Origin of the sequence: Wolbachia endosymbiont (group B) of Parapoynx stratiotata (assembly GCF_947250635.1) — a bacterium.
Classification (GTDB): Bacteria; Pseudomonadota; Alphaproteobacteria; order Rickettsiales; family Anaplasmataceae; genus Wolbachia.
Genome location: NZ_OX366335.1, coordinates 1,126,810 through 1,151,434, shown reverse-complemented (window position 1 = coordinate 1,151,434; position 24,625 = coordinate 1,126,810). Strand labels below are relative to the sequence as shown.

Here is a 24,625-nt window from a genome sequence, read left to right as displayed (position 1 = left end):
ATCACTATAACCAACACTGCCTGGCTCTAAATTAAAAAGCATCTTCGCTCCTCTTGTTTTTACATTTTAGTATAATGCAGATAATTTGTATTATCATAATCCTGGACCATATCTCCTTGCATTTACTTTGAGTAGTTGATTTTTATTAACCCCCTCTAGAAAGCTAGATGGATTTTCTATTGTATAATCTGACTGTTTAATAGCCTTATCTAACTCTTCAAATACGCTGCTATTTCTTTTAAAATACCCATATTCTATAGCTGTTAAAACACTTTTCCCCCCTAATAGACAATTTAGCCCTAAACTTGATTTATTCTCTAATTTGTTAAATCTTACTTCATCGACAAGCCTCACCTCTATTTTATTACTATCTTTCTCATTAGGACATAGATAAATACTGATCTCTCCTACTTCAGTGGTAAAAGACATTTCAATGATATCTCCTGAGATGTCTGTATAATTTCTCCTTCCTTCTATGTTTTCAACTCTAATTATACTTTTTCCAACTTGAACTATACCAATATTTAGATTTAAATCTTTAGCTTTTTGATTATTGAATATCTTTGCAACTTCAATAGTACTATTTTGTGGGTAATCTATACAAAAATATCCATTATCTATTTCTAGTTCAAAGTCATGTTCATCAATTTGCTCACTTTTACTTATAATACTTTCAAGTGCTAACTCCTTCAGCTTTGAAAGGTTTGCTTTTCTCTGACCTAAGGTATCTTTATCTGAACAAATTACGTTTACTACATCTCCATGCTCTTCATCGCTAAATCTGTTTAAAGATGCACCTTCTGATATTATCTGAAATATTTTTTTCTTGTGTAAAAACTCATAAATTCGAGTAGTGTCAGCAGATAAATATAGCTTTGGGAATGTGTCAGCTATACGATCTATCAAGGACATATCAGATTTATATGGAAAAGTGAACATTATTCCTTGTTTCAGTGCTTCGTTTATAACTTTATCAAGTTCTTTTTCGCACTCCTCATAATCTTCTTCGCTACCAGAGTAACCTAAAATATCCAGATAATCATGGATCTTATTTATTTTTTGCCAAATACTTTCATACTTTTCTTCTTCTCTTGTATTCGGTTTCACTTTCGCTAAAGAAAAAGAATCTTTTTGACGAATTAAAACAAAAGTATCTTTTTCTTTATGAATTATGGCTTCATCATAGAATAGTTGACTGTAACGCCTACCAAAACTTTCATCATAATCAGGGCAAGGGCTAACATTGTTGTCATCGTCACTTTCACTATCCGTTTCGTTCCATACTTCAATTGGGAAATCATTATTTTCAAGGTTTTCATCTTCACTTGTTCGACAATTTTCTGTTTTTCCATATAGCCAGGTTGATTTCTGGTCATCGCTACTTTCATCGTCAGCTTCATTCCATACTCCAATCTCGAAATCATTATTTTCAAGGTTTTCATCTTCACTTGTTCGACAATTTTCTGTTTTTCCATATAGCCAGGTTGATTTCTGGTCATCGCTACTTTCATCGTCAGCTTCATTCCATACTCCAATCTCGAAATCATTATTTTCAAGGTTTTCATCTTCACTTGTTCGACAATTTTCTGTTTTTCCATATAGCCAGGTTGATTTCTGGTCATCGCTACTTTCATCGTCAGCTTCATTCCATACTCCAATCTCGAAATCATTATTTTCAAGGTTTTCATCTTCACTTGTTCGACAATTTTCTGTTTTTCCATATAGCCAGGTTGATTTCTGGTCATCGCTACTTTCATCGTCAGCTTCATTCCATACTCCAATCTCGAAATCATTATTTTCAAGGTTTTTATCTTCACTTGTTCGATAATTTTCTGCTTCTCTATCTGGTAAGGTTGATTCTTGGTCATTATTATCAATAATATGTTTAATTTTCACTTCAGGTACAAACTGAAGCTTTGCTATTTCTTCTATTACGTTTTCTTTGTTTATTTCATCTGCAAGAGACACTTCATTACTAATATAGAAATTTTTCTGTTTTAAACTTTCGTTTTCCTTCTGCAGTCTATTGAATTCTGCAAATAGTTCTTTATACTCTGATAAATAAATACAAAATTGATCTCTTACATCATTAAGCTCCTTCTCTTTTTCTAATATCTGATTTTCATAATCACCTTTCAAATCCTCTATACTGTTTATCAGCACTGTACTTTCTTTTCTTACTCTATTTAACTCATCTTCAGTCAAAACCAGTTTTTGCTGTAACTCTTCATTTATTTTGTCTGTTAACTGAATTTCATTCTTTGCCTCTTTTAATTGATTATTTAAGTTCTTAATTATATCACTTTTGTTCTGAGTTTCTAATAATAATATTTCTATTTTCTTTTTTAGCTGTTCGATGTCTTGATCATTTTCAGTTAAATTTCTCGTCCTTCTTTGTAATTCAACTTCAAGCCTTTTAATTTTCCCTTCTAGGGTTTGCATTTCTCTGGTAAGTTCACTTACTTCTTCGTAATACTCTTCTACTCTTTTCTTATAGTGTTTTTGTAACTCTACATTTTTTTTAAGATCAAAATTTTCTTGTTGTAGATTTTCTATTTTACTTTTCAAACTATCTATTGCTTGATTTTCTTCATTGCTAATCTCAAATACCTCTTCAGGAAAATCTTCAAATTCACAAGATGAATTGCCTTCAAGGTCGTTACTACCAAATAAATTATATTGTACTACCTGCTTTAAACTAAACATACCTATACCCCCTACTAAAATAAACAAGTAATATATTGTATGCGCTATATATCATAAATACAATCAATTTGAATATAATCTATTTACTAATTCGTATTGTGAATTTTTATAGAGTAGGTTTAGGTGTAAAATATTATAATACCATTAAAGCAGGTGAATAAAGCACTGTCTTTTTGAGAGGATAAATTTAATGAAAAGACCATACTAATTAGTGTTATAAGGAATTGAATTATTGACTCTTCTGAAATTGCAAAAAAGATCGTATATTTTTGAGAACAAGCAGCGTAAAAATAAGGTTATAAAAATAGAAGATTTAAATTATTTCAATAAGCTTAGGCAAAACAGTTCGTATGTAGATATGGATGAAATGGGCTAATATGGCTAGTTTTAGCGTATAGCAAAGTCAGAATATAAAAAAGTTCGTATGTATCATTTGGTAGACCATGCCATCCCAAGAAAAACACTTCTCACCGCCCTTCGTTTTTAGTGCTGAAAATGGTTATTTTACTTGAGATCTTAATAATATATTTTGCTAAATTAATACTAGTTTATTTTAGAATAATCACTAAGGTAGACTTATAAAAAACAGAATTAAAAAATGAACAAAAGATCGTATATTAAGCCTATTAAGAGCCTTTTACTAAAAACCACTTTAGGTTAGAAAATTTTTCTAAAATAGTAATTGACAAAGTTTTAAAGGTAGAGCAATATGCCTAAAATATATTAAATCTTGTTAGGGGGTAAGTATGGATTACGAAGATGTACAAAAGATATTACTAACGTCTATCAAAGAAGATGATCCTCATAAAGGGTTTAAAGGGTTAGAGATTAAGAGATATTGTATTGCATATCAGGGACTATTTAGTAGATGGAATAGCATAATACTACCACCTTTTTTAAAGAAAATTCTAGAAAGCGAAATTTGTTGGAAAGCCGATGATACCTTAGGTTATATTAAACTCGATAGGTATGCACTAGGGAAAAAATTGTTAGACTTGAAAACTGAAGATGAACAGAAATCTCTTCTTGATTCCTTTGACCGTTACAGAATTGCCTGCTGGTGTTGTTTTGAAGACGAGATAAGAGCTATTTTTGAGGAATTTAAATTAACATTAGGTAATAAGCCAGTAGAGAGTTTAGTTAAGGGATGTGATAACGGGGCTTTAATGGTCTACTGGTCACATGCTATGAATAACCAGGAACATCAGTTAGAATTAAATAATGAGCATCCATACGTTTACGCTTTTAAATGTGCAATGCTGGAAAAGCATGTTGAAGCTTTGGAATTCTTCTGGAATAAGTTACAGTCAATTGGTTCTGTATCCCCAAAAAGGAAAGAAGATTTATTAATGGAGGTAGCATATAATAAAGGGCGTTTTTCCACTGACGATGTTGGTATGGTTGATTTCTGTCTACGTTACCTTCATGAAGATAAGTATCATGAGTTATTGAAAAGGGATTTTAAACAACATGGGTGTTATTATACTTTAAGTATATTAAGAAGAAACCATTCTTTCGAAAATGCTAGAAAGCTATTTGAACATTTAAAGCCAGAAGATTTATCTCCTGAAGCTTATAGTACATCAATGTTTTCGGCATTAAACTCGCTTGTTTCTGCACCAGATGATAATTTTATCAAATCTGGTAGTGATATGCTTACCTCTATGTGGAATAGTCCTGGCTTTGAGTCTCATAAACAACACTATTTAAATAAGCTAAGCGAACAACTCTCATCAACCAGAGATTTGGTTGCTTCTCTTATTAAGGGAAATAAAGCTGTTAAAATATTATCTGAAATTGTTAACTCCCTTAGCCAAGAGCAAATGTACTCTATTATGGAAGAAGATAAATCAGAATATGAGCTGTTTATGAGAGTTAGAAACACGCAATTGCATCGTGGGGCAGGTGATACTCAGTTACCAAGTTCATCATTAGATGTAGAAACTATACAGCAGAAGGTAAGTGGTGTTAGAGGCGAAGTGTAGAGTTTCTCTTTTGGAAAATTCAGTTACTTAGACTTAAACGAAAGCATGCAAAGAGCTTAGTGAGGATAAAATTTGTAAAGGGTTAAAATCGGGGGCTAGTTATGGTTAATAACGATCAACAGCAAGAAAAACCACAAGATTTCGAGCTAATGGAGTTACTTTTTGGGAAAGTAGATTCTTCAACTTCTGATTCACTGGATAAATCTTTTGAAGCAAGATATCAGTCGTTGGTTGATCAAATACAATCTTATTTACATTCTAGTGAAAAGCCTGGCTTTTTTCCTCATCGATTTTTAGGTTCTTTTTCCAGTGTATTAGATACTAAACTTAATGACAAGTTAGGCATAAAGAAATTGCACTTTCGTTTTGAGGGGGCGAGAACTTTAAAAGTTGTAGCAGAAACAGAATCCAAAATACATGTTTTTATTTTCACTGAAGATATAGAAGCTCAACATTCTAAACAAACAAATACTAAGAATTTCGAATTCACCACAGGTGAGTGGAAGAATGTGATGGGTAGAGATTATACTAAATCAGATGCGCATAAGCTTCAAATTGATGTAATAAAAATTTTAAAAGATAAGTATGAGTTAGTAAAAAGCAGATCGAAGTCAGATAAAGATGTTAAATCGAAGAAGTTATATTTATACTTGAGGAATAACGTATTGAAGTGTAAAGCTAAGGATGTATATGGAAATACTCAAACGATACAAATTGGTCCTGATGAATTAAAAGGTAATAATGCATTTAAAAATAAATTTTTTGATGAAATCAAGCAGTTTTTAGATAAGTCAGGTAAAGATCTTAGTGATGATGTTAGAAAGGAGTTATCAAGAATCACGTCAGCAAAAGGATATACCTTAAAGAGTGATGGAGAAGATGAAAAAATAAACATTAAGGTAGAAAGTAAAAAGAAGATTGTAGATCAACCCATCGAGCCTATAGTGAAGTTTCAGGAAGTGACAAAAAGGTTGGGTAAGTCTGTTTATTTAGAAAGTTATATTGAAAAGCTTGCTAACCCAGATGCAGAAATAGATCAAGTTCAGGAAAATCTTAAAGCCATTCTAAATTATATTAAAAAAATTCATACCAATTTAGACTTACAAGCTAATGTTTATGGCATTAAGGCTCGTGAAGCTGCTCAACATGGCTTTGTAGCAGGAATATTCGATAATTTTCGATATCGTGATAATACCAAACTCTATTTGGAACAATTTGCTGGTGGAGGTTACGCTGATATTGTTTTGCTTGTTCGTGGGCCTAATCGTGCTATTGATTCAGTTCCAATTCTTATTGAACTCAAGGCTGGAACTGAAGGACAAGTTGATCCAAGTGATGCACTTGAGCAAGCTAAAGATTATATAAAAGGTTTTAGACCAAATAAGATGAGGATTTTAACCAATGCAGATAATGCCATTGCTGTTGGGTTAAATTTAGATGACGCGGAACCGTTTAAAACCGAAGTACAACCTATTAAACAACCACCAGCTCCTTTGATGGAGGAATTTATCGAACTAGTTGGCGAGTGGGATAATCAACAAATTTCTGAGGAAGATTTTAAGCAAGAAATAACGGATTTGTTATCAAGTGAATACCATACTTTTCCAGCAAATAAAGAAACAAAAGATCATTACTATTTCAGTCGAGACATATTAGGTCAATCAATTTTAATCAACAAGATTGGTCAAGATCAAAGTAACATTAAAAAATATATATACTCATATGGTGAGTACCCTCTGGATTGGTCTGGAGGAACGGAGTACACTTTGTCCAAAAGCCCGGTTATGACATTAATATTTGTTCAAGGTAATGAAGGGCAAGAAAACACAGCATTCATTTTTCATATACGAGAGTCCAATACAAAAGAATTCTATGCTGATAAAAAAATTCCAGTGCTGAACATACCTGAAATAGGAAGAGTAGGCAATGTTATAGAAATTAAAATGAGTCTCAAAAAATATGAAACAGGGTTATCTTTTGAAGACCTTTTTGAAATAGAACAGATAAGTAAATATGAATCAAGTGGTAATGATCAACAATTTACAGATGGCAAGTTTATTGAGATACCTAATTCTGATGAATTAAAGGCAAAATTTGATCAAGCAATCACTTCTCAACATGCTTCCGACGGTGAGGGTTCATTGCAAGCGTATAAAGTGTTGCTTACTGAAGTAGCAGATACGATTTACCCTATTAAAGATTTGATTACTAATGAAGCAAGGTTACAAGCTGTTCTTAATGGTTTACTTAGTAGTTACAGTGATTTGAAGCTAAAAGAGACTTCTACAAAACAACAAGATTCTGCAAAGACTGTAATTATACCTGAATTTCAAGTAGGAGCAGGTGGTCGTGTAGATATGGTAATTCAAGGTATTGGTCCTTCACCTCAGGGTACTAAAGAATACACTCCTATAGCGCTAGAATTTAAGCTTATAGATAAAAACTTAGATGAAGAAGGAATGAAAAAAGAAGTTGATAAATTAACAAAAGAACAAAATGTTAGATATGCTAAAGGGGCGGCACTGAAAGCAATTACAGATAGTGATAAAATGTTTTTCATGGGTGTGGTTGTTAATATGAAGGCTAAAGATAAAAATTCTTTAATATTAACGAGTGATGAGTTTGTTTCTGCTATAGTAGTTCATAGTTCTATTGACATAGCTAAGAGAAAACATTTAGAAGAAATACAAGAGGTAACTCAGAGACTCAAAAATATTGGTATACAAGAGGAGAATTTACGTACATTAGAATCTGCAACAGCAGAAAAAGATTATCATTATTGGCTTCAACAACATGATATAGCTGATATTGCAAGAATAAAATACGATTATGGAATTGACACATTGTTTGAAATAGTGGGATCACCAGAACATATAGTTAATCAATTGCAACAGTTTCAAGATAGAGTAACAACAAGAGGTGAAAGAAGGCCATTAACTTTAATTGTTAATTTAGATAATAATCACTGGGTTACGTTGGTCATCTCCCATCAAAATGGGCAGTATAATGGATACTATGTAGACTCGTTGGGTAATAATGTTCCAGATAATATTCGTCAAGTTTTACAACAGGCTCAAATTACCGTTAATGATGTTTCTGTTATTCAACAAAGAGATGGTTATAATTGCGGCTTATGGGCGTTAGAAAACGCTAGAGATATTAATACTGTGTTGCAAGGAAATAGATTAAGTAATATTCCTGATGAAATACGTAACCATTTGCGAATTCAAAGAAGAGAAAATCATTTTATACGTATGAGAGAAGGTATTTCAAACACATTAAGTATAGATCCACAACGTATAGCTAACTTAGAGGCTGTACTTGCTGGGACACAACAACCAAAATTCGACCTAAATAGTTGCGTAGGAGGAGGTAGAAGTAGAAGAAGTATCAATCCTTGTTTATTTTCAAAGGGTGATGTGGAAGAGTTTAGTAAAGGGAAAGTAGATGGAAATAATGTGGACAAAATTATAGTTGATAGCGAAAAATTTCTAACTTATGTTAAAAATAGTCAAGATGAAGCAAAAAATGCTCAACTAGTGGAGTTTGTTAGGAACAAAAATATTGAAGGTGACTATAAATATTTAGTTGATAAGGTAATTGAAGATCAAGGATATGAGCGCTATGTCCAGAATGAACGTATCAAGGATTTGCACGGTGATATTGTACATCAAGAGAGTAGTTTAACAAAAAATCTAAAGCTAAAAAGCAGGTTAATGAATGCTGCTGGTGGGATACAATTAATAAGAGGGATCCATGGTGCCATTGTGTCTTGTAAGGATGGAACAGCAACGGATTGTGGATTAAATCTAGGCGGAATAGGATGGTCTTTTGCATCTCAACCAATTGAGAATGTAATGGTTAAAATTACTCCAAGAGTTGTAACATCAGCTGAAAAGGTTGTAGGAAAAGTTATACCAGGTGCTTTAGGTGAACAGACAAAATTTGCTATTCGAGTTGCAGGAGTAAAATTTGGAAGTACAATAGCGAAAGGTACAGCAGGAGCTTTAACTGGTGTCTTTGATATTGTTGATATAGGCATGTCAGCAAGTAATCTTGTAGATTGTAAAAAAAGAGAGAATAGTGATAATCCATGTGGAGAGAAAGAAATAAGAGATAATATAGCATCTATATCTTTTTCTGGTGTGTCATTTGTTTCTGGTGTTGCTCTTACAGCAGCAAGTATGCCGGTAGTTGGTATTGCAGTTGGGTTTGGGCTCATGGTAGGTTGCGGAATTTATAGTGGTGTTAGCAATATCGTAGAGTACAAGAAAAAGTATGATACAACCCATGGAGAGAATTGGAGTATTTTTTGGCGTACACTTCTTTTTCAACCTATGGCAGCTGATGTGCAGCATCTTGCAGCTAGGAAAGACATAGTTAATAGTTTAGCTAAACAAGTTTGGAAGGCTTTAAATAATGCTCCTAATAGTGTTATTGCTTATGGTGTTGGTCTTGGAAAAGTAAGTGGTAATACTCTTCGTCCAGATTATGCAACGATTATGATGAATAGGAAAAATGCCAATACAAAAAATCTTTCACGTGTTGTACCTGATTATATCAAAGGTGCTAACATGCTTTGTTTACCACAGATTACTAATCAAGATTATGAGAAAGGTATTAAAAGCTCAGTTAAGTCGGCTGTATACTACTGTGAAAATGCAATGGTTATTAACCAAGGTGGTAGAGTAAACGTGGCGCAGAAAGACAAGACAATTGTTTATGATCTACAAAATGTAAACAGAGGTACAATTGTTGGAAGTAATGAGTGGCACAATAATTTTCTAATTGGCTCAGGTACAGCAGAAATAACTGGTGGTAATAATGTAGTGAACAGGTTTGTTCTTGTAAATAACCCTAGCTTTTCAGGCAAAATGATTGGTGGAAGTAACTCTATTAATATACTTGATCTAAGTCAATTAGCAGAAAATAAAGTTACAGGTGTGATTGACTATCGTTTTAAGCCTAGTGCCTCTGGGTCATTAAAGGCAAGAGTAAATGGTCGTTGGCTAATCAATGATCAAATTGATAATAATGGCATCTTTAATTACTACTATGTTGGAAGAAAGAACAAGGTGGATGAGATTTCGTGCATGGGTTATTCTGAACACTTTACAGGAACCGATGATCGTGACGTTATCATAGATAGTGGTGGTGGCTCTAACAACAATGAGAAAGATGTAGTTGAAAGTTGCAAAAAAGTAATTATTTCGCCGTATACTAGAGTCAAAGGTAGAAAAAGCAATTATACTTTTTACGTAAAAACTGCAGACTATAAGGGTAGGGGGTTATATTCAGAAATTGACGTAGATGGAACAGGAACTGTAAGTTTTCCTGAATTTGATTTATTAAGTGATTGTGATCAAATAACTTACTCTAAAAACAGTAATACTTTATCTTTGAAAATAAATTTTGGTCAAAATAATCAATTTACTCTCGATATAAAAAATTACGTTGAGCGAAGCAGTAATAAGCCTTACTTTGTACTAATAGATAAAAATGGTAGTAATATTGTTCCTAAGATTGAAAGATCAGATTCATCAACTATAAAAATTACTTCATTTGAATTACATTCAGAACATTCCTTAGATAATTTTGACGATGTTGCAAGTCATTATAAGAAAATTCTAAACAATAACAAGGATTACAAAGTCTTTAGTGTTATCAGAGATAGAGTACAGAATCATGGTAATAGTGCAGTTCCACATATGGTTTTTGGTTCTCTGGAAGATGATGTAATAAACTTCGATCAAGGAACTATGTTTGCTAGGGGAGGAGGAGGAAGTGATGTGTATTTTATTAGCAATGATATAAATAGTAGAGAAGTTAAAATTGATAATAACTCAAGTGATAAAAAACTAGATACACTATTTATGTCGGCAGTTGAGAAAGATTTTTCAATCCAGCAATGTGATCTGTATTTAAAATACAATAATAGTAACATTCGAGTGAAAAATTACTTTCAAGATCCTAATTATAGGCATCTTATAGTTATGAACAAAAAAGGAGAAACTTTTATCCCCAATATACAATCAATGTTTTGTTCTCCCTCTTCTTCGGGAAAGGGTAAATTAGTTCCTTTTTTCCACTCTACACAAGCTCAAAACATGTTTGTGTTACCTAAAGATTTTCAAGATGATCATGTAGTGATAGATTCCCGTCTTGAAGATATTGAAAAATATAAAGATAAAGATGACCTCTTATTAATAAGAGAAAGTGAAATTCCTTTTATTATTAGAATAGAAGGGTTTTATACTAACCGAAATAAATGGAAAAATATTTCTTATTCTTTATGGAATAATAATGACCTTTTCCTATCTTCTGGCTTATTAGAAAATGTTGATAATGTAGTGGAGTATAAGGATAAACTTAGAGGTGATTATGAAAGAATTGTAAAAGAATATATTGAAGACTTTAGTGATTCTACTAGTATCATTCAGCACAATCAAAAATTAGAAAAAAATATCTCTATTTCTGTAGGACAAGATGAGGAACGAATAGGAGTAATGGTACTAAAAAATATTACTCCGGATCAGGTTGAAGTTTCTAGTAGTGGTACAGATCTGATATTTCGTGATAAGAAGTCTAATCATACGATCAACATGAACAATTGGAATAATTCTGAATCTTATAGAATTTCTACGTTGGAGTTTGATCTAGGTTTAGAACCAATAACGCTCCGTAGATTAGATAGGTTTAGTTTATCTGAGGTAAGAAAAATACAAGCTTTAATTGATAAAGCTTCAGAAAATTACCAAAATAGAAGTAAATATACTCCTAAAGTAGAAAATGACTTTAAATGTTTAATATCAGTTGACGATTTTGAAAGAGAAAATAGAGACTCAGCACATCAATGTCTTGGTTTTCCTTCACTGCAAGACCGGGTTAGCTTTACAGAAAGTTCCTGTAATTTAGAACAAATTGAGGAATTAAAAAATAAAACGCCAAGTAGTAATCAGATTTTAACATTGCTTGAAAAGTTAGAAAATGATCTTTTGCTGAATGGTTATGATTCAGACATAATAGATCAGTGCAATAAGCGGATGATAACTTCAGGATTGGGGGTATTAAAACCATTGGTAAGCACAGCAGTTTATGAAGGTAAAGAGGATGAAGTTAAAGTTCTTCTTGATAAAGCTGCTAAAAAAAGTACTGCTGATGTTGAACATAAAAATCAGTGTTCACAGAACTGGACAGCTTTGAATTATGCTGTTTACAACGGTAATGTGAAATTAAGCAAAAGTGTATTTAAATCATTTTTAGAGAAGAAAGGTGACATTAATGCCTTAACTAGTTGCAACGATGATAATTGGGCACTTTTACACTATGCTGTTCATTACAGCAACTTTGATATGGTTAGTTTTCTTGTAGATAAAGGTGCTAACATTGAAATTAGAAGTAAGGAGGGTCAGACACCCCTGCATTTGGCTGTTGAAGAAGCCAAGCAAAATATAATTAATCTTCTTCTTGATAGAGGTGCTGATATCGAGGCTAAAAACAACGATGGTAGAACACCTCTGTACTTAGCTGCTTACAATAATGACTCAGGTGTAATTGAACTTCTTTGTAACAGGATCAAGACTAAAAGTAATGACGCATCTAAAATGATAAAACAGGTTGGATTTTTAAAGAAGGAAGTTGTTAACCAAGCAAATATTCCATCTAATGCAAAAAGATTGGTAGAGTCTTGTATAAGTAGTTTAAGAGATTCAATAAAAAGTGCAGCCAAAAAGGTGCTAAAGGAGGGTATACTGCATAGTCGTAGTGCTTCGACTATTGAACTCATAGATAAGGTTTATAATTTCGATGAAAGGTTGTTTAATGAAGCAATTAAGGAAGCTGTAAATGACACATACGCGGGTGTAGGTATAGAAGGAATATTAAGGTTTATACGCAGTCACCATTATATTGGTCAGTTTATTCCAGGTTATATAGCTGCGTTTGACAAAATACCAAAGAATGATGGTGCAATGTTCAAATTAGCTTACTCTATTAGAGAGACCATGACAACGCCTAGCGTCAATTCAGAAGAGAAATCTGATCTTGAAAAGCTAAAAAACAAATTACCAGAATCAGTGAGAAATGCAGTATTTTCTTCAGAGATATGTATTAAAAATGTTGAGTATGGAAGGTATTTGTACTCACCTAATAATGATTGCATGTACCACTTAAACAAGTGTGACAGGGATAGGCGGTATGTGTTCACTTGGCCTTCAAATGGAAATAGTGATCAATTTAAGTGGAAGGTTGAGCTCAATGGCGATAATGTGTATTTAAAGAATGTTGAGTATGGAAGGTATTTGTATTCGCCTAATGATGATTGTACATACCACTTAAACGATTGTGACAGGGGTAGGCGGTATGCGTTTACCTGGCCTTCAAATAGCAATAGTGATAAATTTAAGTGGAAGGTTGAGCCTAATGGTGATAATGTGTATCTCAAGAATGTTGAGTATGGAAGGTACTTATATTCACCTAATAGTGCTTCTACTTTCCAAGTTGACAATAACAGGCGGTATGTGTTTACCTGGCCTTCAAATGAAGAGGGTGGTCAATTTAAGTGGAAAATTGAAAATTGTGGATCTACTCGCAAGAGACGTAGCATACGAGAATTAAATGGTTATAATCAAACTGCAGTGGACTATCAGTTAATATTAACTGAAGAAAATAGTCAGCAAATAGCAAGTAGAATATCTGCTATAGTGGAAGATGTTGAAAGGCATACCTTTTTAAATCAGTCAAAAAATAAGTTATATTTAGATAGTTATTTAAATAATAGAGGGAGAAGCAATGCTGCGGATTCTATGAGGAGAGATGTATGTAATGAACTCAATGCAAGTGAGAGAAGAAATATTGTTCTAAGCGGAAACGATGTATGTGCAATTACTTCAGGTTATGAAACACTTGATATTGAAAACTTCCCTATTCAAGAAGTAGTGATTAATGATGATGTCAATGGAAAGAAAAGTTTAAGAAGTACATTAGACCTACATCAGTTGGTGCAGCAGATAAATAGGGATTTGAGTATAAAACCGATACCAACAGTTATTAAAGGCAAAAGTGATTTATTAATTAAGTTATCTATATCAGCTACCGGCTTGCAGCAAGATGTAATAACAGTTAGGTTGAAAGATGCCCTTGTAAATAAGTGGTATAAAAAATTACAAATTATTTTTGATAATGCACCGATGGAAATCGATGATAGTTTAGGTTTAAAGTCTTCGTTCTTTATTTCTGATGAGAAAATTATTGTAGTAACACCTCAAGACGTGGAAGAAAAGAATAAACTAATCATATCTAAAAAAGCAGGGCAGTATACCTATCTTCATGATAAATATGATCTGATAGTTACCAATGCCTTTAATGCTGATATAGAAGCAAGTGAGTTGTGTATTATACATTTTAAAGATTTTTATAAAGAACTTAAAATGGAAACATTATCTATAAAATTTGCTGACAAAGAAATATTATTAAGTAACGAAATAGATAAAATACGTAATTCAGATAGTATTGATGAATTAAATAATGTGAGTTCTATTATTAATTCACAAAAGAATTCTATACCTTTAGAGGCTCCAAACAGTGGAGACATAAATGCTCAAGGTAAACTTGGTAGGACATCTTTGCATCTTGCTTCTGGAGCTGGTGAATGGGATAAGGCCAAACTTCTTCTTGACAGAGGTGCTAATACCGAAATTCAAGACGAGTTTGGTTACACACCAATATTTCTTGCTACTCAGTCAGGTAAATGTAGTATAGTAAAACTACTCCTTGATAGAGGTGCTAATATTGATGCTCAAGATAAGGAAGGTAAAACACTTTTACACTTTGCTGCATCAGGAAATAATTTGGATATGGTTCAATTCCTTCTTGACAGAGGTGCAAGTATCGAAGTTCAAGACGGGCGTGATTGGACACCGATACTTTATGCTGCTCAGTCAGGTAAATGGGGTGTGGTCAAGCTTCTTGTTAGTAACGGTGCAAAATTTAATAATGAGATAACGTATCAGGGAACGCCTTTACATTTTGCTGCTCAAGAGGGTAATCTGGATATAGCTCAATTTCTTCTTGATGAAGGTGCTGACATAGAGTCTCAAGACGACCATAATAGAAAACCTCTACATCTTGCTGTTGAAGCAGGAAGGTTGAACGTAGTAAAACTTCTTCTTGATAGAGGCGCTAGTGTCAATGCTAAAGATGAGAATAATAAAACACCTTTAGACTTAGCTACTAAAGGAGATATGATAGAAATTTTGAAGAAGGCGGAGTTGGATCAAGGGTTATTAATTAATGCAAGGGATGGTAATCTTGATAAAGTAAAAGATCTTATTGCTCAAGGTGCTAATTTAGAAGCTAAAGATAATAATGATAATACTCCTCTACATAATGCTTGTAATAATGGTCACTTTAACGTAGCAAAATATCTTATCGAAAAGGGAGCTAGTTTAAAGGCTAAAAATAAAGACAATAAAACACCTTTAGAGTTGGTTGAGCAAAAGGGTTACACAGATATAGTGGAAATTTTAAAACAAACACAATTAAATCTGGATAGAGAATTATTGATTGCTGTAGAAAAAGAAGATCTTGGTAAAGTTAGAGACAATATCAGACGAGGTGCTAATGTTAATGCTCAAAGTAGGCTGGGTTGGGTCTCTGTGTTCTGGGCAATTCAAAAGGATAATTTAAATATAGTTAAACTTCTCATAAATAACGGTGCTGATATTAATGCCAAAGATAATGAAAGTTGGATGCCTCTTCATTGGGCTGTTCAATTGGGTTCATTAGATGTAGTTAAGTATCTTGTTGAGAGAGGTGCTAATATTAATGCTTTAACTGCCGACGGTAGAACACCTTTAGACTTAGCTGCTCAAAAGAATCGCGTAAATGTAATAGAATTTTTGAAAAAAGCACAGTTAGATTTGGATAAAGAATTATTGACTGCAGTGCAAGATGGAGATCTCAATAAAGTTGAAGGCCTTGCAAATCAAGGTGCTGGATTGAATACTAAAGGTAGTAATGATTGGACACTTTTACACTTTGCTGTTTTTAGCAACAAGTTCGACATAGTTAAGTTTCTTCTTGATAAGAACGCTAATATTAAAGCTAAAGATGTGTATGGTAATACACCTTTACATGTGGCTGCTCAGTATGATAGTAAGCTTGAAATAGTTGAATTTCTTTTAGATAGAAATGCTAGTGGCATTAATGATGTAAATAATAACGGTTCAACACCTTTACATTTAGCTATACAAGGAAATAAACCAAGTACAGTCAAACTTCTTCTCAATAAAGGTGCTAATATTAACGCTAAAGACAAGGATGGTAAAACACCTTTGGATTTGGCTGTGCAAGAAGGTTATACAGATATAATACAAATAATAGAACAAGTACAGTCAGATTTAGATAAAGAATTGCTGACTGCAGTACAAAATGGCGATCTCAATAAAGTGAAGAGTCTTATTAGTCGAAATGCTAATGTTAATACTAGAGATAAGTACAGCTGGACACCACTACATTGGGCTGCATACAAAGGTCATTTAGAAGTTGCAGAGTTTTTGGTAAAGAAAGGCGCTGATATTAATGCTGCAGATAAAGGCCCTTATGGTAAAAAGTCTATACATGTTGCTGCTGAGAATAATAGTAAAGATATCATAGAGTTTTTTCTTAGCAAGGGAGTAAGTATTAATGATACTGATAAACAAGGTTACACACCACTGCACTATGCTGCATGGAGAGGACGTTTAGAGGTTGCAAAGTTTTTGATAGAAGAATACGCTAATTCAATATTTAAATACAATAATGGTAGCACTCTTCCATGTAATGCTTCTTTAGGTAATCATTTAGATATAATTAAATGTTCTATGGGTGAGAAAAATATTTTAGAAATCAGAGATAATAGTGGCAGAGTTCCCCTGCACTGTGCTGCTTCCAACGGTAAATTAGATATAGTAAAATATTTTATAGATGAAGAGAAAGTCGATGTTAATGTTAAAGATAACAATGATGATACCCCTCTGCACCTTGCTACTGGTTATTTGGATGTAGTAAAGTACCTTATAAGTAAGGGAGCCAATATTAATGCTAAGTGCAAGGCTGGTAAAACACCGCTAGATATTGCTGCCTATCAAAAACTTAGTGATGTTGTAGAATATTTGAAGCAAACGCAATTAGACTTAGATAAAAAATTGTTGATCGCAGCAAAAGGTGGTGATCTTAATAAGGCTATAGATCTGATAAGCAAGGGAGCTAATGTTAATGTTAAAGATAACAATGATGATACTCCTCTGCACCTTGCTGTTGGTTATTTAGATGTAGTAAAATACCTTATAAGTAAGGGAGCCAACATTAATGCTAAGTGCAAGGCTGGTAAAACACCGCTAGATATTGCTGCCTATCAAAAACTTAGTGATGTTGTAGAATATTTGAAGCAAACGCAATTAGACTTAGATAAAAAATTGTTGATCGCAGCAAAAGGTGGTGATCTTAATAAGGCTATAGATCTGATAAGCAAGGGAGCTAACGTTAATGATACTGATACACAAGGTCATACACCACTGCACTGGGCTTCTTGGAGTGGTCATTTGGATGTAGTAGAGTACCTTATAGTTAAGGGGGCCAACATTAATGCTAAATGTAATGCTGATGGAACACCGCTAGATATTGCTAGAAGCGAAGGACACAATGATATTGTGGAATATTTAAAAGAAAAACTCAAGGAAGAAAGAGAAAAACCTGTGCAACGCAGACGTCGTCATCACCATGGAGATCATGCTCGTCATCATATTTCAAGAAAACCACTTGCTATAAATCAACCTGAGATAGCAGCAAGTAGTGGCACAAGACCATCTTCATGGATAAATGTATTTGGTTGGATAAGAAGCTCTGTGAGTGGGTTATTAGGTTCTAGAGCTGCTTTACCTGAGAAAACATTCACTCAAAGTTCAATCTCACAAATTAGTCCACCAATCGATGTAAATGGTACAATAATGTTACTTGATTTATTAATTAGAAAAGTTACAGGTCAAAAGTATATTTCTACAGTAGGTCAGTCTATATCCCCACTAGAAGCACAGGGCTATGCATTAAATATTACAAAGGAATTTGAGAAAGTAGTAGAGCAAGCTGGATTAAAAAGTGGTGTATCAATGCATCGATTGAATATTGATTTTGTGGGAATGCACAAAGAGATTACTGGAAAAATCATGGGTGGTAAATTCAATGAAATTTCAGGGATTTTAAAATCGTATGTAGAGAAAGCATGTCCTGATGAAGAAGCTGGTAAATTAAATCCGAAGAAATTTGACAAGTTTATAGCTCAATTTAATAAGGGTCTGCTAAATCAATCAATAGAGCAGATATTACACAACAGAGATGGTAGATTAGAAGTTGATGATGCAAAGCAAATGAGTTTAGAGCCTCAAAGTTATTTAAGTAATGCTTCAGTTCAAGGCCATTTGACTAGGAATAAGGTTAAATTAATTTCTTAATCTCATCTAAAGAAAGGCCCGTAGTTTGTGATACAACGTCAATAGAGATGCCAGCTTTAAGTAAATTTTTTGCAACTTCAATTTTACCTTCAATTTTACCTTTTTGATGGCCGATTTGGATACCTTCTTGTCTACCTTCATGTTTAGCATCATCGAGTTTTTGTTCCAAGATAGCAGCTTCTTTCTGTAAATCCATGACCCTTTCTTCATAAGCTACGAGATCTTTCTCATTCCAATGAAACTTGTCTAATTCATCATATGCTAGCTTTATTATCGGTGACTTTTCTGCTATTTTCCTTAAATCTTCATCAGTTGTTTCTTCTGCATATTTGAAGAAAAATAGCCAACGATCTACTACATTTTCTAGCTGTTCTTCTCTACTCTTAGGAAACTTTGGTAACTCAATGAAAATAAATTGAAAATCTTTTAAGTCATGCTCGTTAGTTTTTTCATCTCTTATGGTATGGCTAGATATATAATCAGGCTTATCAGGAAATAAATTACAATTGGAAATAGCAATAAAGAAAACCTTCTTTAAATCAATGTACTTACCACCTTTATCAGCCTGCCTTGAGTAAGCCTTAGCAGCATATAATTGAGCACGTTTTTCAAAGCCTTTATCACGAGCGAGTTGCATCTCAATCACGTATCTGGCCCCAGTGGAATCTCTGCACAGAACATCAACAATACTCTGCTTATCAGAGGCAATTTCAGGGTCCATAATGGTGCTGAGGAACTCAACATCTTGAATAGCATTGACTCCAGTAAAGCCTAAGATATCATTCAAAAAGTGAATAAGGATATTCTTATTTTTTTCAGTACCGAATATTTTTTTAAATGTTAAGTCTAATTTTGGATCGAGAAACTTCGAAAGAGCCATAGCGCGAGTACCTAAAAAGCATTAATAATTATACACAATTGTGAAGAAATATTCAACGTTTTTATGCTAAAGTCTATTAAAGTTAGCTAAATTTCAAGAGTTGGTAAAAAACTACCTTCATAGATGACCCTAGTACGCACCTTGGACGTCCTTTTATAGATCTTTTTATCAACTCTTCTATAAGGTACATTAAAAGGCCAACAAATGGATTCGTGATTTAGCAGCCTCAAAGATACCTATTTAAAGTGTGAACTTCTTAGCTTGTCACAGCATAGAAGTTTAATATACTACTCTTCAATAAAGATAACAATATGCTAGCAAAACTTCTATATAAAATTTCTAAAATGGCAGGTTACGAAAAAGAATGACCGCTAGCGACCTTGAATCTTTAGATTACAAACTAGGACAGAAAGTAAGAAGTTGTAGGTTAGCAAAAGGATATACTCAAAAAGATTTAGCGGGAAAAATCGGAACAACATATCAGGTAATACTGCAATATGAAAAAGGAACACGCAGAATTTCAATTAAGAAGTTATATGAATTAGCAGAAGCATTATCAACAACTGCTAGAGATCTAGCTTGCGGACAAGAAGTATCAAATAAGCAAAGGTATGAGGGAGAAGAGATAGTAAATCTAGTAAGAAGACATAAAGAGATTAAGGATCAAGAATTACGCGAAACGTTTTATTTATTAACTAAATTCATCTGTATTAGTGAGGAAGAGAGTGGAAAGGCAGTAAAAGTAGAGGTGGCAAAGGGTTTAGTTAAGGAAGGAGTTTCTGCTCATGTTATCTCTCAAACGACCAGTTTATCTATTGATGAATATGATAATGATGAGAAAAAAATTTCCATTCCGTATAAAGTAGGTCAAAGAATAAAAGAATGGAGGTTGAGAAGAGGATACACTCAGGAAGATTTAGCAAGTAAAGTGGGTATAATAAATCAAAGAATATATGAATATGAACAAGGACGAGCTGCTGTTTCACTTGAAATGTTAGATGAAATAGCAAAGGTACTACTAATTAATATTACAGATCTGCTTCCAGAAACAACAGAAAATGAGAATAGTGAAGCAGAGCTATCAAGGTTAATAGAAGAATACAAAAAGATTAAAAGCCAAGAACTACGTTATGTACTAATAAAGTCTCTGCTTGAAATCATACAAGTTTGCAAAGAGAAAGTAAAGAAAATAGAAAAGATAAAAATTGCAAAGAACTTAGTTAAGGAAGGAATTTCTATCAATATTATTTTAAAAACAGTGGGCATCTCTTTAGACGAAATTCAACAAATTTAAAATAAAAAAATCAGTATCTATTAATATCTTTACTTTTTGATGAAAAAATAAGTAAAAAAGATTGAAAAATTGATTTGACTTCACTCGAAAGCTATGGCTCTATGCCAATGCTGACAAAAAAACAGCAGTAAATATATAAAAACATTTTGTTATTAGTGAAGGGTAATTTTTATGAATAATAAGAAAGATCGTAGAGAAGAAATAGAATTCAGAGCATTAGAAAGCAACGGTAAAGCACTACTTGATCGTGAAGTAATAGAAACGTTTCTAAGTGCAGTGCATGACAGGGAAGAAGCTCGAATTATTGCTAGAAAGCTAATAGATAGTTTTGGAATAGGAGGAGTTTTAGGCCAGGAAATAGATGACTTGAAAACTATAGAAGGGATAACTGACTCTACAGTAGCAGTAATTTTATGCCTAAAGGAAGCTTCAAAGAGAGTACCAAGAGAAGAGTTAAAGAAAGGACCTGTAATGGATAACTTGGAAACCATAGTAAAATATTTAAGGGTGAGTATTGGCTATTCAGAGGAGGAAAAGATGAAAATAATATATTTTGATCAAAAGTGCCGTTTAAAGGGGGAAGAAGTGTTTACTGGTACAGTAGATAAGGTACCTTTTTACATAAGAGAAGTAACAAGAAAGGCATTAATAAGAAAAGCGACGTCAATAATAATATCGCATAACCACCCAGAAGGAAGGTTAAAGCCATCTGATGGGGAACGTTCAAAAAAGTGTGTCAAACCGAAAAAAAAGTAATAAATTGATATAAAAAATGGAGGTTTGATATGGGTCAAGCAAATAGAACTACTGGTTTGGTAGATTATAAAGAATTAGAAACAAATATCCTGTCATCTATACGAGAAGGAAGACCATTGACAGGAAGAGATGGAGCATTAACACCGTTTATAAAAAGGTTGCTAGAGGCAAGTCTGGAAGGTGAAATAGAAAGCCACATGTCAGCTAAAAGTGAAGAAAATAACCGAAGAAATGGAAGGAATGCAAAAACTTTACGTACAAGTTCAGGCTCATTTGAACTATTAACACCAAGAGACAGAGAAGGAAGCTTTGAACCGCAAATAGTCAAAAAAAGGCAAACAAGCCTACATCCAGAACTTGAAGCAAAGGTCTTAAGCACATATGCCAGTGGCATGGGATACAGAGATATAGCTTCACATGTTGAGGAAATATATGACCACGGGAACGTTCAAAAAAGTGTGTCAAGCCGCATTTTTAGTTCAACTCAATTTTCAATGGGAACGTTCAAAAAAGTGTGTCAAGCCGCATTTTTAGTTCAACTCAATTTTCAATCTATCTGGAAAGAAAATATCAAGTTGAGAAATAGTTAAAGCCCAATTAGGGAGAGCCATAATCCACTTTTGCTCTACCTTTTTTATAGCACAATATACCTGTTTGTACAAGGCATTTGTACTAGTAAATGAACCCTTAGTTTTAGTAAATTTCCTGATTTGTCTATGCAACCCCTCAATTGGATTGGTGGTGTAAATCAGCTTCCTAACTTGCCCAGAATACTTAAAATAACTGGATAAGTTTTCCCAATTGTTCTGCCAGGATTTTATAACTAAAGGATACTTCTCTCCCCATTTTTCTTCCAGCTCAAGCAGATAATTCTCAGCGATCTCTTTACTTGAAGCACGATATATTTTTTTCAAATCATTCATGAAAACTTTTACATCTTTGCTAGATACATATTTCAGTGAATTCCTTATCTGATGCACTATACATAGCTGTACTTCTGCCTTAGGAAACACACTATTTATAGCCGCAGGAAAGCTTTTTAGCCCATCAATGCAGGCAATTAGAATATCTTCTACTCCTCGCTCTTTTAGGTCATTTAGAACTCCCAACCAGAAGTTAGCTCCTTCACTTTCAGCCAAATAAAAACCTAATACTTCTTTTCTGCCATTTTGATTTATGCCCAATATATTATACATGCATTTACTTATACAATGTCCGTCCTCCTTGACCTTAAAGAACATGCCATCCATAAACACTATTGGATACACTGATTGCAGTGGGCGGCTGCGCCATTCATTGATTACTGGTAGCAGTTTATCAGTAATACTGGATATCTCTGCTGCTGATATTTTGTGGTCATATATTTCCTCAACATGTGAAGCTATATCTCTGTATCCCATGCCACTGGCATATGTGCTTAAGACCTTTGCTTCAAGTTCTGGATGTAGGCTTGTTTGCCTTTTTTTGACTATTTGCGGTTCAAAGCTTCCTTCTCTGTCTCTTGGTGTTAATAGTTCAAATGAGCCTGAACTTGTACGTAAAGTTTTTGCATTCCTTCCATTTCTTCGGTTATTTTCTTCACTTTTAGCTGACATGTGGCTTTCTATTTCACCTTCCAGACTTGCCTCTAGCAACCTTTTTATAAACGGTGTTAATGCTCCATCTCTTCCTGTCAATGGTCTTCCTTCTCGTATAGATGACAGGATATTTGTTTCTAATTCTTTATAATCTACCAAACCAGTAGTTCTATTTGCTTGACCCATATCAAACCTCCATTTTTTATATCAATTTATTACTTTTTTTTCGGTTTGACACACTTTTTTGAACGTTCCCTTTTCAATCTATCTGGAAAGAAAATATCAAGTTGAGACATAGTTAAAGCCCAATTAGGGAGAGCCATAATCCACTTTTGCTCTACCTTTTTTATAGCACAATATACCTGTTTGTACAAGGCATTTGTACTAGTAAATGAACCCTTAGTTTTAGTAAATTTCCTGATTTGTCTATGCAACCCCTCAATTGGATTGGTGGTGTAAATCAGCTTCCTAACTTGCCCAGAATACTTAAAATAACTGGATAAGTTTTCCCAATTGTTCTGCCAGGATTTTATAACTAAAGGATACTTCTCTCCCCATTTTTCTTCCAGCTCAAGCAGATAATTCTCAGCGATCTCTTTACTTGAAGCACGATATATTTTTTTCAAATCATTCATGAAAACTTTTACATCTTTGCTAGATACATATTTCAGTGAATTCCTTATCTGATGCACTATACATAGCTGTACTTCTGCCTTAGGAAACACACTATTTATAGCCGCAGGAAAGCTTTTTAGCCCATCAATGCAGGCAATTAGAATATCTTCTACTCCTCGCTCTTTTAGGTCATTTAGAACTCCCAACCAGAAGTTAGCTCCTTCACTTTCAGCCAAATAAAAACCTAATACTTCTTTTCTGCCATTTTGATTTATGCCCAATATATTATACATGCATTTACTTATACAATGTCCGTCCTCCTTGACCTTAAAGAACATGCCATCCATAAACACTATTGGATACACTGATTGCAGTGGGCGGCTGCGCCATTCATTGATTACTGGTAGCAGTTTATCAGTAATACTGGATATCTCTGCTGCTGATATTTTGTGGTCATATATTTCCTCAACATGTGAAGCTATATCTCTGTATCCCATGCCACTGGCATATGTGCTTAAGACCTTTGCTTCAAGTTCTGGATGTAGGCTTGTTTGCCTTTTTTTGACTATTTGCGGTTCAAAGCTTCCTTCTCTGTCTCTTGGTGTTAATAGTTCAAATGAGCCTGAACTTGTACGTAAAGTTTTTGCATTCCTTCCATTTCTTCGGTTATTTTCTTCACTTTTAGCTGACATGTGGCTTTCTATTTCACCTTCCAGACTTGCCTCTAGCAACCTTTTTATAAACGGTGTTAATGCTCCATCTCTTCCTGTCAATGGTCTTCCTTCTCGTATAGATGACAGGATATTTGTTTCTAATTCTTTATAATCTACCAAACCAGTAGTTCTATTTGCTTGACCCATATCAAACCTCCATTTTTTATATCAATTTATTACTTTTTTTTCGGTTTGACACACTTTTTTGAACGTTCCCGATAAAACAATTGATGAATGCAAAGAATTTTTTGATAGTGATAAAAGAACTAGTTTTGCAGAAGAAAAAGGAGATTGTGAAGTTTGCAAAGAAGTAATTTGGGATTCTTCGGAGGTAGTGCCAGTGTTTTTTATATAAATGATATTTTGAACAGGGAATGGAAATTTTATAAGCTTATATGATTTTGATGCATGTGTCGTTAAAGGCAAGACTTCAAGATTGGAGTCTTGCATAACCATATGAAAAATCAATAGCCTTTCTTCTTTGCCATTCCAGCGTTACGCATTGGAATGACAGAGCTATAGTTGTCATCCAAGTAGCTGACACGGAGCAACACGTCATACCACCGCGGCCGCTAACAAGTAGCGGAACGACAGTTCTTCAAATTGTCGGTA

Annotated in this window: 9 protein-coding genes and 1 pseudogene; 6 read left to right on the top strand and 4 right to left on the bottom strand. The window is 33.7% G+C overall.

Annotated elements, in window-relative coordinates:
• Window positions 1-93: 93 nt before the first annotated feature.
• Window positions 94-2,706 (bottom strand): hypothetical protein, encoded by a 2,613-nt coding sequence (locus OOT12_RS05235; protein WP_264685240.1) that lies wholly within the window; start codon window positions 2,704-2,706, stop codon window positions 94-96.
• 746 nt (window positions 2,707-3,452) lie between these two features.
• Between OOT12_RS05235 and OOT12_RS05230 the strand changes: the two genes are divergently transcribed.
• Window positions 3,453-4,691 (top strand): hypothetical protein, encoded by a 1,239-nt coding sequence (locus OOT12_RS05230; protein WP_264376260.1) that lies wholly within the window; start codon window positions 3,453-3,455, stop codon window positions 4,689-4,691.
• A 101-nt stretch (window positions 4,692-4,792) separates the two neighbouring features.
• Window positions 4,793-18,178, top strand: coding sequence for an ankyrin repeat domain-containing protein (locus OOT12_RS05225; RefSeq protein ID WP_264685239.1), 13,386 nt, complete (start codon window positions 4,793-4,795; stop codon window positions 18,176-18,178).
• Here OOT12_RS05225 and OOT12_RS05220 read toward each other — a convergent pair.
• The gene (locus OOT12_RS05220; protein WP_264376226.1) at window positions 18,162-19,058 is read right to left on the bottom strand and encodes an Rpn family recombination-promoting nuclease/putative transposase; all 897 of its coding nucleotides are present in this window, start codon (window positions 19,056-19,058) and stop codon (window positions 18,162-18,164) included. The two genes, OOT12_RS05225 and OOT12_RS05220, sit on opposite strands and share 17 nt — an antisense overlap.
• A 364-nt stretch (window positions 19,059-19,422) precedes the next feature.
• On the opposite strand from OOT12_RS05220, the gene wmk reads away from it, so the two are divergent.
• The 3 genes and pseudogenes from wmk to OOT12_RS05205 form a co-directional block, all read left to right on the top strand.
• Window positions 19,423-20,352: a WO male-killing family protein Wmk gene (gene wmk, locus OOT12_RS05215; protein WP_264377138.1), complete on the top strand. Its 930-nt coding sequence runs from the start codon at window positions 19,423-19,425 to the stop codon at window positions 20,350-20,352.
• A gap of 171 nt (window positions 20,353-20,523) precedes the next feature.
• Window positions 20,524-21,108, top strand: coding sequence for a JAB domain-containing protein (locus tag OOT12_RS05210; RefSeq protein ID WP_264685238.1), 585 nt, complete (start codon window positions 20,524-20,526; stop codon window positions 21,106-21,108).
• A gap of 29 nt (window positions 21,109-21,137) precedes the next feature.
• Window positions 21,138-21,575, top strand: a pseudogene (locus tag OOT12_RS05205) (transposase); the annotation flags it as partial.
• 63 nt (window positions 21,576-21,638) lie between these two features.
• Here OOT12_RS05205 and OOT12_RS05200 read toward each other — a convergent pair.
• Both OOT12_RS05200 and OOT12_RS05195 read right to left on the bottom strand, forming a co-directional pair.
• Window positions 21,639-22,871 (bottom strand): IS256 family transposase, encoded by a 1,233-nt coding sequence (locus OOT12_RS05200; protein ID WP_264685173.1) that lies wholly within the window; start codon window positions 22,869-22,871, stop codon window positions 21,639-21,641.
• 29 nt (window positions 22,872-22,900) lie between these two features.
• Window positions 22,901-24,160, bottom strand: coding sequence for an IS256 family transposase (locus tag OOT12_RS05195; RefSeq protein ID WP_264685236.1), 1,260 nt, complete (start codon window positions 24,158-24,160; stop codon window positions 22,901-22,903).
• A 58-nt stretch (window positions 24,161-24,218) separates the two neighbouring features.
• On the opposite strand from OOT12_RS05195, the gene OOT12_RS05190 reads away from it, so the two are divergent.
• Window positions 24,219-24,368 carry a hypothetical protein gene (locus OOT12_RS05190; RefSeq protein WP_264685235.1) on the top strand — a complete coding sequence of 50 codons (150 nt, stop codon included), beginning with the start codon at window positions 24,219-24,221 and terminating at the stop codon, window positions 24,366-24,368.
• Window positions 24,369-24,625 lie beyond the last annotated feature (257 nt).

Bases quoted from the DNA above. Each gene is read 5' to 3' on its own strand.
- OOT12_RS05230 (WP_264376260.1), top strand. From the start codon at position 3,453: ATGGATTACGAAGATGTACAAAAGATATTACTAACGTCTATCAAAGAA.
- OOT12_RS05235 (WP_264685240.1), bottom strand. From the start codon at position 2,706: ATGTTTAGTTTAAAGCAGGTAGTACAATATAATTTATTTGGTAGTAAC.
- OOT12_RS05200 (WP_264685173.1), bottom strand. From the start codon at position 22,871: ATGGGTCAAGCAAATAGAACTACTGGTTTGGTAGATTATAAAGAATTA.
- OOT12_RS05195 (WP_264685236.1), bottom strand. From the start codon at position 24,160: ATGGGTCAAGCAAATAGAACTACTGGTTTGGTAGATTATAAAGAATTA.
- OOT12_RS05210 (WP_264685238.1), top strand. From the start codon at position 20,524: ATGAATAATAAGAAAGATCGTAGAGAAGAAATAGAATTCAGAGCATTA.
- OOT12_RS05225 (WP_264685239.1), top strand. From the start codon at position 4,793: ATGGTTAATAACGATCAACAGCAAGAAAAACCACAAGATTTCGAGCTA.
- OOT12_RS05220 (WP_264376226.1), bottom strand. From the start codon at position 19,058: ATGGCTCTTTCGAAGTTTCTCGATCCAAAATTAGACTTAACATTTAAA.
- wmk (WP_264377138.1), top strand. From the start codon at position 19,423: ATGACCGCTAGCGACCTTGAATCTTTAGATTACAAACTAGGACAGAAA.